Genomic DNA, 14,153 nt, shown 5'->3' with positions numbered 1-14,153 from the left:
CCCGGGCCTTCGTCGTCAGTGCGGGATCACTCCCACTCGATGGTCCCCGGCGGCTTCGACGTGACGTCGAGCACGACGCGGTTCACCCCATCCACCTCGTTGGTGATGCGGTTCGAGATCTTCGCCAGCAGGTCGTAGGGCAGGCGGGTCCAGTCGGCCGTCATGGCGTCCTCGCTTGAGACCGGGCGGAGCACGATCGGGTGACCGTAGGTCCGGCCGTCGCCCTGCACACCGACCGAGCGCACGTCCGCGAGCAGCACGACCGGGCACTGCCAGATCTCGGCGTCGAGACCCGCTGTGGTCAGCTCCCCACGCACGATGGCGTCGGCGTCGCGTAGCAGGTCGAGACGCTCCTGCGTGACCTCTCCGACGATGCGGATGCCGAGGCCCGGCCCGGGGAACGGCTGACGCGAGACGATCTCCTCCGGCAGGCCGAGCTCGCGCCCGATAGCGCGCACCTCGTCCTTGAACAGCGTGCGCAGGGGCTCGACCAGCTCGAACTGGAGGTCCTCCGGCAGGCCGCCGACGTTGTGGTGGCTCTTGATGTTGGCCGTGCCCGTACCGCCGCCCGACTCCACCACGTCCGGGTACAGCGTGCCCTGGACGAGGAAGCGGATCGGGTCGCCCTCGCTCGCCGCCTCGGCGATCAGGTCGGCCTGGGCCTTCTCGAAGACGCGGATGAACTCGCGGCCGATGATCTTGCGCTTCGTCTCCGGGTCGCTGACACCGGAGAGCGCGTCGAGGAACTGCTTCTGCGCGTTGACAGTGACGAGCCGGACGCCGGTCGCCTTGACGTAGTCCTCTTCGACCTGGCGCGCCTCATCCTTGCGGAGAAGGCCGTGGTCGACGAACACGCAGACCAGCTGGTCGCCGACGGCCTCGTGGACCAGCGCAGCGGCGACGGCGGAGTCGACCCCGCCGGAGAGCGCGCAGATCACGCGGCCCGAACCGACCTGGGCACGGATGGCCGCCACCTGGTCGGCGATCACGTTGCCACTGTTCCAGTCCGCGGGGATGCCGGCCGCCCGGTGAAGGAAGTTTTCGAGCACGGCCTGCCCGTAGGCGGAGTGCTTCACCTCGGGATGCCACTGAACGCCGTACAGCTTCCGCTCGTCGTTCGCGAAGGCGGCGACGGGCGTTCCGTCGGTCGAGGCGAGGACGTCGAAGCCCTCGGGCGCGCGGGCGACCGAATCACCGTGACTCATCCACGCCGTCTGCTCCTCGGGCTGGCCGTCGAGCAGGATGCCGGAGTCACTGATCCGCACGGCGGTCGAGCCGTACTCGCGCTGGCCGGTCTTCGCGACCTCGCCGCCGAGCGCGGTCGCCATGACCTGGAAGCCGTAGCAGATGCCGAGGACGGGGACGCCGAGGTCGAGGATCGCCTCGTCGAGCCGCGGTGCGCCCTCCTCGTACACCGAGGACGGTCCGCCGGAGAGGACGATCCCGGAGGGGCGCTTGGCGGCCACCTCGGACGCGGTCACCGTGTGCGGCACGATCTCCGAGTACACATTCGCCTCGCGCACGCGCCGGGCGATCAGCTGCGCGTACTGCGCGCCGAAGTCGACAACCAGGACGGGCCCGGACGGGTTGGCGGAGTCGGCTCCGCCCAGAAGATCGGTGAACGCCGCATCCGTGCTCATCGGGTCAGGGCTCCTTGTCTCGCCGCTAATGTGTCGCCTCCACGAGGTCGGCTGCCTCGGCCTCACGGCCGGCCAGGTAGGACTTCACCTGCTTGGTGATGCGCGCCTCCACGAAGAAGGAGAGGAACGGGACGACGCCACCGAGGGCGATCATCACGAACTTCGTGAACGGCCAGCGCATCAGGCTCCACAGGCGGAAGTCGGAGATGAGGTACACGACGTACAGCCAGCCGTGTGCGATCAGGATGCCCGTGCTCAGGTCGACGCCGGTCGGAGCGACGGCGGTCTCGACGGGGACGAAGGTCAGCGCGCCGTAGTTGCTGAATGCAAACAGCTCGTAGCCGAGCCCGTACTTGACGACCATCTCGGCGCACAGGAGCAGCAGCATGATGCCCGTGACGTACGCGAACACCTGGTAGAACCGGAGCGCCCCGCGGATCTTCGGGAAGTCTTCGAGCTTGGGAGCGAGGGGCATGGGCCTATTCTAAAGGCTCGGACTGGGGGTTCTTCCCGGCCATCGCATCCTGCTTCTCACGCTTCTCACGTTCGAGCAGCTGCTCCTCGCGCAGCTCGTCCTCCCGCTGCTTCGCGTCCTTCACCAGGCGATACCAGAGGAAGACCGCGAACCCGGCGAAGATGATCCACTCGGCCGCGTAGAAGATGTTCAGCCAGTTCAGCTCGGTCTGGGCGATCGGCGGGGGCGAGTAGATTTGCACCAGCCCGGCCGGCGCCCCGCGCTCGACGACGTAGGCCGCGTAGACGGGCATGCCGTCGACGCCGGTCCACAGGTTGTAGAGGGCGCCGACGCCGAGCGTGCGCATCGCCGTCGGATCCTTCTTGTCGGTCGGCACCTCGGGCTGCTCGTCGGGCAGGATGCGGCCCACGATGCGCTGCGGATCCGTGTCCGCCTGCCGCGACAGCCGCTCGACCGCCGCCTGCGCGGACGCCTTGTCCGGAGCCCACCCACGTGCAACGGCGAGCGCGACGGGCCGGCCGTCGCGCTCCAGGTTCACGTGACCGACGACCCACCAGCCGCTGCGCCCCTGATTGAGCCGGTCGTGAAGCAGCTGGTAGTCCTCGGGCACGAACGTCCCGGTGAACTCGACCAGTTGCCCGACGGCCACATCGTGCAGGGGCGATGACGGTCCGGCGACGTCTGCGAGCGGGAGCACGGTCTCGCTCGGAGCCTCGACGGCCTTGCCCGACTCGACCGCACGCTCGAGCTGCCACTGGCCGAGCCAGGCGAACCCGGCGGCGAGGAGCAGCGCGAATACCAGCGCGCCGATCCATCGCGGGCGACGCATCATCTGGAAGAGGGTCGTCTCGCCGGCGATCGGCTCGGCCCCCGTGGTCGTCTCGATGGTCAGTCCCGTTCCCGTTCGCTGCTGATGTCGTCCTGCATGGCCCGCTCGACCATCCTGTCGACGGCCCGCTGCGTCTCGTCGACGCTCGTCGTCTCGCGGCGCGCGTCGGAGTCGAGGTCGGCGGTCGCGGCCTCGACCAGGGCGATCTCCTCGTCCAGCATCGGCTCGCGCTTCTTCGTCTTCTTCCGATCCCGTCGGCGTGACGGTCCGGACCGTAGGATCATCGCACCGATCTTCTCGGAGTTCGCTGCGAGGATCGGCCCGATGATCGCCATGACGAGCACGTAGAGACCGGCGAACGGCTGAATGCGCTCATCCAGTCCGGCGGCCAGGGACAGCGTGGCGAGGATGAGGGCGAACTCGCCGCGGTTCTGGAGGATGACCGTGGTGTTGATGCCCGCCTGCACGCCCATCCCGTTGATCCAGGCGACGAACTGGCCCGCCCCGATGTTGAGCACGATCGTCATGAGGACCGCGATCCCGACCGGCAGCAGCACGGACGGGAACTTCGCCGGGTCGAGCGCGAGCCCGAAGTTGAGGAAGAAGAAGGCCGCGAACACATCCCGCAGCGGGATGGCGATCTGCTCGATCTTCCTGCGGTACTTCGTCGCGCCGAGCACCAGGCCGATGAGGAAGGCGCCGATCGCGTCGGTCACGCCGAGCAGCTCGCCGATGCCGGCGAACAGCACAGCGAAGCCGAAGAAGAGGATGGTGAAGAGCTCGTCGTCCTTCGTGCGGAACAGCCGCGACACGAACCGGCCTCCCCACCGCGCGATCGTGAACATCACGACGAGGAAGGCGAACGCGATGGCGAGCTTGCCGACCACGGGCCAGAAGTCGGTCTCGCCGCTGAGCACCACGGAGACGATCGCCAGGTAGATGGCGATGAAGATGTCCTCGACGACCGTGACGCCGAGGATCATCGGCGTCTCGGTGTTCGCCAGCCGCCGCAGTTCGATGAGCAATTTGGTGACGATCGCCGACGACGACGTGGCCGTCATCCCGGCGATGATGAGCGCCTCGCGGGTGCCCCACCCGACCATGAATCCGAAGATCAGGCCGACGCCCATGTTGATGACGATGTACGAGCCGCCGGAGACGATCAGCTTGCCGAAGTTGCCGAAGAACTCGTCCTGGTCGAACTCCAGACCCAGGTTGAACAACAGCAGAATGAGCCCGAAGATCGCGATGAGCTCGATGTAGTCGCTCTCGAAGTTGAGCGGGAACCAGCCGGTGTGCGGGCTGGCCAGCAACCCGACCAGCATGTAGATGGGGATCGCGGGGAGACTCACCAACCTGCCGAGGCGCCCGAGCACGTACGCGACGAGCAGGAGGATGCCGAGAACGATGAGTTCTTCGCCGAGATGCATCGTCGATCAGCCTCCGGGCGGAGCGTCGGCGGTGACACGGTGGGCGACCTCGCCGGTGCGGAAGAACGAGAACGCCTTCGCGACCTTCTCCGGCGTGCCGGCGACCACCAACGTGTCCCCGGGGAACACCTTGAAGTCGGGAGCGGGCGCCGGGTTGGCGGAGTCCCCGCGCACCACGGCGACGACGGTGAGGCCGACGAAGCCGCGGTCGCCCGGCTGGCCGAGCTGCTGGCCGGCGATGTAGTCGTCATAGTCGACGGTGAACCAGTCGATGCTGAGACCGGGGATCTGGTCGAGCGCGGTCAGAGCCTCGGTGATCTGCGTGCCGCCGAGCAGCTCCGCGAGTGTGTGGGCCTCATCCTCGTTGAGCCGGAGCGACACCTTGGTGACGTCGCTGCCGTCTTCGTGGTCCGAGAACGTGATCAGGTCGCTGTGGCCGGAACGGTGCGCGATGACGCCGACTTTGCCGCCATCGTCGGTCACGAAGGTGTGAAGCACCCCGACCCCGGGCAGCTTCACCCGTCGAACGTCTACCATCATCCGTCTCCATCCGCCGGGCCGGCCGGCATAAGGGGGGTATGCCTCCAGCCTACCGGAGGCGTGCGAAGGCCCTCCCGGCGAGCGAGCTCCGGGAGGGCCTTCTGCGGTGCTTCTCAGCGTGCGCTGTCGCCGGCTACCCGTCCGTCCTCGGCGCGTCCTCCGCACCGGCGCCCTCGACGTCCTTCGGCGCCTGGTCGGCGCTCGTCGGCGTGCCGGCCTTCGACGCGACCTTCGCCGCCGCGGCGTCGGCCTCCACGATGTCGGGCGCTTCGAGTCGGATGCGGTCTGCGGACTCGTCGTCGGGCTGCAGCTGGCTGGCGCGCTCGGCCTCGACCCGCCGCAGGTACGTGCGCACCTCGCGCTCCTCCCGCTCCGAATCCCAGCCGAGCACCCGCGCCATCAGCGACGCCGCGACCGGGGCGGCGGAGACCCCGCGGTCCCAGGCCTCGATCGAGATGCGGGTGCGGCGGGCGAGCACATCCTCCAGGTGGAGGGCGCCCTCGTGCGTCGCCGCGTAGACGACCTCGGCGCCGACGTAGTCGTCCGCTCCGGGCAGCGGGTCGGCCAGCGACGGGTCCTCTCGGATGAGCGCGAGGATGTCCTCCGCGAACGTTCCGTAGCGGTTCAGCAGGTGCTCGATGCGGGCGACGTGGAGGCCGGACTCCTGGGCGATCCGGTGGCGGCGGTTCCACGCGGCCTGGTAACCCTCCGCTCCGACCAGGGCGATGTCCATCGTCGTCGAGGGCGGAGTCTTGCCGTCGATCGCGCTGACGGCGGCATCAACCGCATCCTTCGCCATGACCCGGTACGTCGTCCACTTGCCGCCCGCGATGACGACGAGGCCCGGTACCGAGTGGGCGACCAGGTGCTCACGCGACAGCTTCGACGTCTGCTCGGACTCGCCGGCGAGGAGGGGCCGGAGGCCCGCGTAGACACCCTCGACATCCTCTCGGGTCAACGGGATGTTGAGGATCTCGTTCACGTGGGCCAGCAGGTAGTCGATGTCGGCCGCGGTCGCCGCCGGGTGCGCCTTGTCGAGGTGCCAGTCGGTGTCCGTCGTGCCGATGAGCCAGTGACGGCCCCACGGGATGACGAAGAGCACGCTCTTCTCGGTGCGCAGCAGCAGGCCCATCTTCGACTGGAAGCGGTCCCGCGGCACCACCAGGTGGATGCCCTTGGACGCGCGCACTTTGAACTGGCCGCGCTCCCCCACCATCGACTGCGTGTCGTCCGTCCACACGCCGGTCGCATTGACGACCTGCTTGGCGCGGATGTCGAACCGCTCGTCGGTCTCGAGGTCGTGGGCGCGCACGCCGACCACCCGCTCGCCGACCTTGATGAAGCCTTCCACCCGCACGCGGGAGGCGACGTGGGCGCCGTAGTGCGCGGCCGTGCGCACCAGGTTGGCGACGTAGCGGGCGTCGTCGACCTGCGCGTCGTAGTACGTGATGCCGCCGATCAGGGCGTCCTTGTTCATCGACGGGATGGCGTTCAACACCTGCCGCTTGCTGAGGTGACGGTGGTGCGGGACCCCGGGAGGCCGCCCGCCGCTGTACGAGAAGATGTCGTACAGCATCATGCCGGCGCCGATGTAGAACCGCTCCCACACCCGCTTGTGCAACGGGTACAGGAAGCGCACGGGCTTCACGAGGTGCGGAGCGATGCGCTGCAGCAGCAGCCCGCGCTCGATGAGCGCCTCGCGGACCAGCCGGAAGTCGAGCTGTTCGAGGTACCGGATGCCGCCGTGGACCAGCTTGGAGGAGCGGCTGGAGGTGCCGGAGGCGAAGTCGCGCGCCTCCACCAGACCGGTGGTCAGACCGCGGGTCGCCGCATCCACCGCCGATCCGGCGCCGACGATGCCGCCGCCGACGACGAGGATGTCGAGCTCCGTGTCTTTGAGCGCCGCAATCGCCGCGGCGCGCTCCGCCGGACCGAGCCGCGACGGGTATGTCACGGCCGGGTTCGACGCGGGCGTCGCGTGCCTGTCGCCGCCTGGGGCAGATTGGGACTTCACCATCGTTTCCTCCCTCTCCGGCCGCCTTCGGCCGGCGCTGCTCTACTGCGTACGGTACGGCGCGACGACGACCTCGACGCGCTGGAACTCCTTCACGTCCGAGTATCCCGTCGTGGCCATGCTTCGGCGCAAGGCTCCCACGAGATTCGCAGAGCCCTCGGCCACCGGAGCCGGCCCGTAGAGGACCTCCTCGAGCGGCGCGACCTGACCGACGGCGACGCGATTGCCGCGCGGCAGCTGCGAGTGGTGCGCCTCGGCGCCCCAGTGCCATCCGCCGCCGGGCGCATCGGTGGCGCGGGCGAGCGTGGTGCCGAGCATGACGGCGTCGGCGCCGCAGGCGATGGCCTTGACGATGTCACCCGAGCTGCCGAGGCCGCCGTCGGCGATGACGTGCACGTAGCGGCCGCCCGACTCGTCCATGTAGTCGCGGCGGGCGCCGGCGACATCTGCCACGGCGGTCGCCATGGGCGCGTGGATGCCGAGGGTGGATCGCGTGGTCGACGCGGCCCCGCCGCCGAAGCCGACGAGCACTCCGGCCGCGCCGGTGCGCATCAGGTGCAGCGCCGCGGTGTAGGTGGCGGCACCACCCACGATGACCGGCACATCCAGCTCGTAGATGAACTTCTTGAGGTTGAGCGGCTCGACGTTCTTCGACACGTGCTCGGCCGAGACCGTGGTCCCGCGGATCACGAACAGGTCGACGCCCGCGTCGACGACCGTCTCGTACAGCTCCTGCGTGCGCTGCGGCGAGAGGGCGCCGGCGACGGTCACTCCACCCTCGCGGATCTCGGCGAGGCGACGCGTGACGAGCTCGGGCTTGATCGGCTCGGAGTAGATCTCCTGCATCCGGCTCGTCGCGCGCTCGGCAGGCAGCTCGCGGATCTCGGCGAGCAGCGGCTCCGGGTCTTCGTAGCGGGTCCAGAGGCCCTCGAGGTCGAGCACGCCGAGACCGCCGAGCTGGCCCATCATGATGGCCGTGGTCGGCGAGACCACCGAGTCCATCGGGGCCGCGATGAAGGGGATGGAGAACTGGTAGGCGTCGATGGTCCACGAGACCGAGACGTCCTCCGGGTCGCGGGTGCGCCGGCTGGGAACCACGGCGACGTCGTCGAAGGCGTACACACGGCGGGCGCGCTTGGCGCGGCCGATCTCGATCTCCATACTCACGCGCTTCAGTCTAGGCCGCGCGCCTGTTCGGCGTCGGGGGCCTGTGGAAAGGTGGTCTCGTGACCGTCGAAGCCGAACCCCTCAACCGTCTCCGCCAGCGCACCAGCGAAAAGTGGCGCGCGTACCCCGACGACGTCCTCCCGCTGTTCGTCGCCGAGATGGACTATCCACTCGCCCCGCCGATCGCCCAGGCGCTGCATGCGGCCGTCGACCGCAGCGACACCGGGTACATCGGGCCGGACGACCGCACGCAGCGAGCGTTCGCCGACTTCGCGCGCGCTCGATGGGGCTGGGAGGTCGACCCCGCGCAGACCCGGACCACCACCGACGTGAGCGTGGTCATCGTGGAGGCGCTGCGGATGCTGATCGAGCCGGGCGACCGGGTGGTCATCACCCCGCCGGTGTATCCCCCCTTCTTCGAGCTGATCCCCGAGGCCGGAGGTGTCGTCGAGGAGGTGCCGCTGCTCGAGGGCGGGACCGATGGGCGCGGCTGGGCGCTCGATCTCGCCGGCCTCGAGCGCGCGTTCGCGGGAGGAGCGAAGGCGTTCCTGCTGTGCAACCCGCACAATCCGCTCGGCCTCGTCCACCCGCGCGCCGAGTTGGAGGCGGTCGCCGCGCTGGCGGCGCGCCACGGCGTGTCCGTCGTCAGCGACGAGGTGCACGCTCCGCTCACGCACTCCGATGCAACGTTCACGCCGTTCCTCTCCGTGTCGGACGAGGCGCGGCGGATCGGCGTGGCCGCGCATGCCGCCAGCAAGGCGTGGAACCTGGCCGGGCTCAAGTGCGCGCTGTTCGTGACGGCATCCCCGGAGCAGGCGGAGCGCATCCACGCTCTGCCCATCGAGGTGGAGGTGCGCACCAGCCACTTCGGCCGGATCGCCACCGAGGCGGCCTACCGGGATGGCGGCCCCTGGCTCAACGACGTGCTGCGGGCCATCGAGGCCAACCGCGAGCTGCTGTCCGTCCTGCTCACCGACCGCCTGCCGCGCGCTCGCTACCGCGAGCCGCTCGCCAGCTACCTCGCCTGGATCGACCTGCGCGCGCTCGGCTGGGGTGACGACCCGGCCGGGCGCATCCTCGAGGAGGCCCGCGTCGCGGTCAACCCTGGCGTCGAGTTCGGTGCGCCCGGCGCCGGATTCATCCGGCTCAACCTGGCGTGCTCTCCGGAGGTCCTCACCGAGGCCATCGACCGGATCGCGGAACTCAGCGCGCGCGGCTGACCCGGCGCTCGTCCCACACCGGCTCGTCGGTCTCGTACACCGCGCCGTCGGAACCGAACACCAGGAACCGGTCGAACCCGCGAGCGAACCAGCGGTCGTGCGTGACCGCGACCACCGTGCCCTCGAAGCCGGCGAGGCCCTCCTCGAGCGCCTCGGCCGAGACCAGGTCGAGGTTGTCGGTCGGCTCGTCGAGCAGCAGCAGCGTCGCACCGGAGAGTTCGAGCAGCAGGATCTGCAGCCGCGCCTGCTGGCCGCCCGAGAGCGATTCGAACGTCTGCTCGGCGGCACCGGCGAGGCCATAGCGATCGAGGACCCGGCTGGCGGCCTCCCGAGGCATCCCGTCGCGGCGATCGTCTCCGCGGTGCAGGATCTCCAGCAGCGTCCGCCCGACCAACTCGGGATGCTCGTGAGCTTGCGCGAACAGGCCGGGAGCGACGCGGGCACCGAGTTTGGCGTTGCCCGTGTGCGGGACAGCGGCGCCGGCGTTCTCTGCCGCGGCGAGGTGCCCGGCGGACGGGTCCGGATCCGTTCCTCCGGCCGCCAGCAGCCGGAGGAAGTGCGATTTCCCGGACCCGTTCGAGCCGAGCACCGCGACGCGCTCACCGAACCAGACCTCGGCGTCGAAGGGCCGCATCAGCCCGGTCAGTTCGAGGTCTGTGCATTCGAGCACGCGGCGGCCGGTGCGTGCGCCGGTCAAGCGCATCCGCACGTTCTGCTCGCGCGGCACCGCCTGCGGCGGACCGGCCGTCTCGAAGCGGGCGAGGCGGGTCTGCGCGGCCTGGTAGGCGCTGGCGAGGTCGCTGTTGTACTTCGCCTTCTCCTTGAAGCGCAGCACGAGCGCCTTCAGCTTCGCGTGCTCCTCGTCCCACCGGCGGCGGAGCTCCTCGAGCCGCTCCATGCGCTCGCGCCGGGCATCGTGGTAGCCGGCGAAGCCGCCGCCGTGCGTCCAGGTCGTGTTGCCGGCGGCACCGAGCTCCAGCGTGATGATGCGGTCGGCCGCGTTGGCGAGCAGCTCACGGTCGTGCGAGACGACCAGCACGGTCTTCTGCGTCGCCCGGAGCTGCTCCTCCAGCCAGCGCTTGGCCGGCACGTCGAGGTAGTTGTCCGGCTCGTCCAGAAGCAGCACCTGTTCCGGACCGCGCAGCAGCGCCTCCAGCACCAACCGCTTCTGCTCTCCGCCCGACAGCGTGCGGACGGACCGATACCGAGCGCGCTCGAAGGGGATGCCGAGCGCGGCGACCGTACACTGGTCCCAGACGACCTCCTGCTCGTATCCGCCGGCGTCGGCGTACTCGGCGAGCGCGTTCGCGTACCGCAGCTGCGTGTCGGTCTCGTCGCGCTCGATGATGGCGTTCTCGGCCGCCTCCAGGGCTTCGGCCGCCGCCTTCACCGCCTTCGGCGCCACTCCCACCAGCAGGTCGCGGACCGTCCGGTCGTCGCGGACGTGTCCGACGAACTGGTCCATCACCCCGAGGCCGCCGTCGATGACGACGCCTCCCGCATCCGGCCGGAGCTCACCCCGGATGATGCGCAGCAGCGTCGACTTGCCCGCGCCGTTCGCCCCGATCAGGGCGCCGACGCGCCCGTCCCCGACCCGGAACGAGACGTCGTCGAGCAGCGGGCGGCCGTCGGCGAGCGTGTAAGAGACGCCGGAGACGTCGATATGGCTCATGGAGTGATCCTGATCTGGGAGGGCGGGCAAAGCCTTCCAGAGTAAACGAAACCGCCGCCCGAGGGAACGGGCGGCGGTTTCTCAGACCTGAAGCTGCGTGTCAGCGGCGGTAGTTCGGAGCCTCCACGACCATCTGCACGTCGTGCGGGTGCGACTCCTTGAGCCCCGCTGCGGTGATGCGCACGAACTTGCCGTTCTGCTTGAGCTCCGGGATGGTGCGGGCGCCCACGTAGAACATCGACTGCCGCAGTCCGCCGACGAGCTGATAGGCGACGGCGGACAGCGGGCCGCGGAAGGGCACCTGACCCTCGATGCCCTCGGCGATCAGCTGCTCGTCGCTCGGCACATCCGCCTGGAAGTAGCGGTCACGCGAGTAGGAGGTCTTCTTGCCGCGCGTCTGCAGGGCGCCGAGCGATCCCATCCCGCGGTAGTTCTTGAACTGCTTGCCGTTGACGAACACGAGTTCGCCCGGTGACTCCGAGGTCCCGGCCAGCAGCGATCCGAGCATGACGCTGTCCGCTCCGGCGACGAGGGCCTTCGCGATGTCGCCCGAGTACTGCAGACCGCCGTCGGCGATGAGCGGGACGTTGGCCTCGCGCGCCGCGAGCGACGCCTCGTAGACCGCGGTGACCTGGGGCACGCCGACACCCGCGACGACGCGCGTGGTGCAGATGGAGCCCGGGCCGACACCGACCTTGATGGCGTCGGCGCCCGCATCGATGAGCGCCTGGGCGCCCGAGCGGGTGGCGACGTTGCCGCCGATGACGTCGACGTGCGACGCGCGGGGCTCGGCCTTGAGACGGCGGATGATGTCGAGCACGCCCGCGCTGTCGCCGTTGGCGGTGTCGACGACGATCACGTCGACGCCCGCGTCGACCAGGGTCATCGCGCGCTCCCAGGCGTCGCCGAAGAAGCCGATCGCGGCGCCGACGCGGAGGCGGCCCTCGTCGTCCTTCGTGGCGTCGGGGTACTTCTCGCTCTTGTCGAAGTCCTTCACCGTGATGAGGCCGCCGAGCTTGCCGTCCGCGTCCACGAGGGGGAGCTTCTCGATCTTGTGCTCGGCGAAGATGGCGACGGCCGCGTCGGGGTCGATGCCGATCGGCGCCGTGATGAGCGGCTGACGCGTCATGACGTCGCGGACCTTGGTGGTCGACCGCTCGAACGGCGACACGAAGCGCATGTCGCGGTTGGTGATGATGCCGACGAGGGTGCCGTCCGGCTCGACGACGGGGAGACCGCTGACGCGGAACTGGCCGCACAGAGCGTCGACCTCTTCGACGGTCGCGTCCGGAGTCGTGGTCACCGGGTTGGTGATCATGCCCGACTCGGAGCGCTTGACCTTGTCGACGTGCGCCGCCTGGTCCTCGATCGAGAGGTTGCGGTGGATGATGCCGATGCCGCCCTGGCGCGCCATGGCGACGGCCATGCGCGACTCGGTGACGGTGTCCATCGCGCTCGACAGCAGCGGAGTCGCCATCGAGATGCGCTTGGTCAGACGGGTGGAAGTGTCCGCCTCACTGGGGATGACGTCGGTATGCCCGGGGAGGAGCATGACGTCGTCGTAGGTCAAACCGATGAAACCGAACGGATCCGCCTGATCCATCTCACCCCTTCAAAGATGCATCCCGTGTGAGGACGCGCGACTGTGGATGCTCAATGGTAACGGCAGAATCTGGACGGATATTCCGGCCTGTTCGCGGTCAGTCCACCGAGGCCAGGTCGAGCTCCGCCGCCCGCTTCCCCTGCCGTGCGGCGACGATCATGTCGATGCTCAGGATGAGCAGCGCGAGCCAGACGATCGCGAAGCCGACCCAGCGCTCCGGAGGCATCGCCTCGTGCAGCACGGCGACACCGACGATGAACTGGATGAACGGGGCGAAGTACTGGATGAAGCCCATGTACACGAGCGGGAGGCGTCGCGATGCCGCGGCGAAGAACAGCAGCGGCACGGCCGTGATGACGCCGGCTCCGACGAGCAGGACGGTGTGCCACACGCCCGCGGTACCGATCGTGAGCCCGGCGGTGACACCCACGACGATGAGCTGGATGACGGCCACCGGTGTCAGCCACATCGTCTCGAGAGTGAGGCCGGAGAGCGCATCCACTCGGTTGCCGACGCGCTTCTTGATGAGCCCGTACAGGCCGAACGAGAACGCGAGGATGAGGGCGATCCACGGCATGGAGCCGTAACCGACCGCGAGGACGATCACGGCGACCACGCTCACGCCGACGGCGACCCACTGGGCGATGCGCAGCTTCTCGCGCTGGACGACCACGCCGAGGAACACCGTGACGATCGGGTTGATGAAGTAGCCGAGCGCCGCCTCCACGACGTGCCCGTTCACCGTCGCCAGCACGTAGGTCTGCCAGTTGACGTAGATAAGGGCGCCCGCGAGACCCATCGTGAAGAGGACGCGCTTGTCGGTGAGCAGCGCGGCGAACGTGCGCCACGAGCGCGTCACGGTGAGGGCGATCGCGCAGAACCCGAGCGAGAAGATCACGCGCCAGCCGACGATCTCCCAGGCGGAAGCGGGCGCGAGCGCCAGGAAGTAGATCGGGAGGATGCCCCACAGGACGTACGCGGAAACCGCGTAGACGAGTCCGGATGTGCGGTGGGAGCTGAGTTCGTCGGAGGATGCCACTCGTCCGACTCTACCTCCGACCGCAGACACCACGACGGCCCGGATGCTCAGAGCATCCGGGCCGTCGAGAAGAGGGGGTGCGTCAGCGGACGACGACGGCGAGCACGTCGCGGGCCGACAGGACGAGGTAGTCCTCGCCGCCGAACTTGACCTCGGTGCCGCCGTACTTCGAGTAGATGACCTTGTCGCCGACAGCGACGTCGAGCGGGATGCGGTTGCCGTTGTCGTCGATGCGACCCGGGCCGACCGCGACGACCTCGCCCTCCTGCGGCTTCTCCTTGGCGGTGTCGGGGATGACCAGACCGGAAGCAGTGGTCTGCTCAGCCTCGACCTGCTTGATGACGATGCGATCCTCGAGCGGCTTGATGGAGACCGACACGTTGACCCCTTTCCTATGAAGAACAGTGTCTCTACTAAGACTGATTAGCAAACTCGCACTGAGAGTGCTAACACGAGTCTAGGGGGTGGGTTAGCAGTCACGCAACGTGAGTGCCAGGCCGGGCGGGGCGGTAGGTCCAGGGTAG

The 14,153-nt window shown here is 69.1% G+C and carries 12 protein-coding genes; 1 reads left to right on the top strand and 11 read right to left on the bottom strand.

Features of this window, described 5'->3' with window-relative positions:
* Positions 1–26: 26 nt before the first annotated feature.
* The 7 genes from guaA to ACF1AJ_RS18595 form a co-directional block, all read right to left on the bottom strand.
* The gene (gene guaA / locus ACF1AJ_RS18625; RefSeq protein ID WP_391508671.1) at positions 27–1,640 is read right to left on the bottom strand and encodes a glutamine-hydrolyzing GMP synthase; all 1,614 of its coding nucleotides are present in this window, start codon (positions 1,638–1,640) and stop codon (positions 27–29) included.
* A gap of 25 nt (positions 1,641–1,665) precedes the next feature.
* A complete protein-coding gene (locus tag ACF1AJ_RS18620; RefSeq protein ID WP_018191911.1) occupies positions 1,666–2,115 on the bottom strand; it encodes a DUF3817 domain-containing protein in 450 nt (149 codons plus the stop codon).
* 4 nt (positions 2,116–2,119) lie between these two features.
* Positions 2,120–2,947 carry an SURF1 family protein gene (locus ACF1AJ_RS18615; protein ID WP_391508670.1) on the bottom strand — a complete coding sequence of 276 codons (828 nt, stop codon included), beginning with the start codon at positions 2,945–2,947 and terminating at the stop codon, positions 2,120–2,122.
* A 56-nt stretch (positions 2,948–3,003) separates the two neighbouring features.
* Positions 3,004–4,374: a cation:proton antiporter gene (locus tag ACF1AJ_RS18610; RefSeq protein ID WP_391508669.1), complete on the bottom strand. Its 1,371-nt coding sequence runs from the start codon at positions 4,372–4,374 to the stop codon at positions 3,004–3,006.
* Positions 4,375–4,380: 6 nt separating this feature from the next.
* Positions 4,381–4,914, bottom strand: a complete 534-nt coding sequence (locus ACF1AJ_RS18605) for a cation:proton antiporter regulatory subunit (RefSeq protein ID WP_391508668.1) — start codon at positions 4,912–4,914, stop codon at positions 4,381–4,383.
* A 133-nt stretch (positions 4,915–5,047) separates the two neighbouring features.
* Positions 5,048–6,868: a glycerol-3-phosphate dehydrogenase/oxidase gene (locus tag ACF1AJ_RS18600; RefSeq protein WP_391508790.1), complete on the bottom strand. Its 1,821-nt coding sequence runs from the start codon at positions 6,866–6,868 to the stop codon at positions 5,048–5,050.
* Between the two features lie 102 nt (positions 6,869–6,970).
* A complete protein-coding gene (locus ACF1AJ_RS18595; protein WP_089908665.1) occupies positions 6,971–8,089 on the bottom strand; it encodes a GuaB3 family IMP dehydrogenase-related protein in 1,119 nt (372 codons plus the stop codon).
* A gap of 65 nt (positions 8,090–8,154) precedes the next feature.
* On the opposite strand from ACF1AJ_RS18595, the gene ACF1AJ_RS18590 reads away from it, so the two are divergent.
* Positions 8,155–9,315, top strand: coding sequence for a MalY/PatB family protein (locus ACF1AJ_RS18590; RefSeq protein WP_391508667.1), 1,161 nt, complete (start codon positions 8,155–8,157; stop codon positions 9,313–9,315).
* Here ACF1AJ_RS18590 and ACF1AJ_RS18585 read toward each other — a convergent pair.
* The 4 genes from ACF1AJ_RS18585 to groES form a co-directional block, all read right to left on the bottom strand.
* On the bottom strand, positions 9,299–10,987 hold the full coding sequence (locus ACF1AJ_RS18585; RefSeq protein WP_391508666.1) for an ABC-F family ATP-binding cassette domain-containing protein: 1,689 nt from the start codon (positions 10,985–10,987) through the stop codon (positions 9,299–9,301). The genes ACF1AJ_RS18590 and ACF1AJ_RS18585 overlap by 17 nt on opposite strands.
* A 100-nt stretch (positions 10,988–11,087) precedes the next feature.
* Positions 11,088–12,590, bottom strand: a complete 1,503-nt coding sequence (guaB, locus tag ACF1AJ_RS18580) for an IMP dehydrogenase (RefSeq protein WP_309860966.1) — start codon at positions 12,588–12,590, stop codon at positions 11,088–11,090.
* A 97-nt stretch (positions 12,591–12,687) separates the two neighbouring features.
* A complete protein-coding gene (gene rarD / locus ACF1AJ_RS18575; protein WP_391508665.1) occupies positions 12,688–13,629 on the bottom strand; it encodes an EamA family transporter RarD in 942 nt (313 codons plus the stop codon).
* An 82-nt stretch (positions 13,630–13,711) separates the two neighbouring features.
* Positions 13,712–14,008: a co-chaperone GroES gene (gene groES / locus ACF1AJ_RS18570; protein WP_018191921.1), complete on the bottom strand. Its 297-nt coding sequence runs from the start codon at positions 14,006–14,008 to the stop codon at positions 13,712–13,714.
* Positions 14,009–14,153 lie beyond the last annotated feature (145 nt).

Origin of the sequence: Leifsonia sp. NPDC014704 (genome assembly GCF_043083605.1) — a bacterium.
Lineage (GTDB): Bacteria > Actinomycetota > Actinomycetes > Actinomycetales > Microbacteriaceae > Leifsonia.
This window is presented reverse-complemented; position numbering and strand designations above follow the sequence as displayed.

Bases quoted from the DNA above. Each gene is read 5' to 3' on its own strand.
- guaA (WP_391508671.1), bottom strand. From the start codon at position 1,640: ATGAGCACGGATGCGGCGTTCACCGATCTTCTGGGCGGAGCCGACTCC.
- ACF1AJ_RS18610 (WP_391508669.1), bottom strand. From the start codon at position 4,374: ATGCATCTCGGCGAAGAACTCATCGTTCTCGGCATCCTCCTGCTCGTC.
- ACF1AJ_RS18585 (WP_391508666.1), bottom strand. From the start codon at position 10,987: ATGAGCCATATCGACGTCTCCGGCGTCTCTTACACGCTCGCCGACGGC.
- ACF1AJ_RS18595 (WP_089908665.1), bottom strand. From the start codon at position 8,089: ATGGAGATCGAGATCGGCCGCGCCAAGCGCGCCCGCCGTGTGTACGCC.
- ACF1AJ_RS18605 (WP_391508668.1), bottom strand. From the start codon at position 4,914: ATGATGGTAGACGTTCGACGGGTGAAGCTGCCCGGGGTCGGGGTGCTT.
- ACF1AJ_RS18615 (WP_391508670.1), bottom strand. From the start codon at position 2,947: ATGATGCGTCGCCCGCGATGGATCGGCGCGCTGGTATTCGCGCTGCTC.
- guaB (WP_309860966.1), bottom strand. From the start codon at position 12,590: ATGGATCAGGCGGATCCGTTCGGTTTCATCGGTTTGACCTACGACGAC.
- ACF1AJ_RS18620 (WP_018191911.1), bottom strand. From the start codon at position 2,115: ATGCCCCTCGCTCCCAAGCTCGAAGACTTCCCGAAGATCCGCGGGGCG.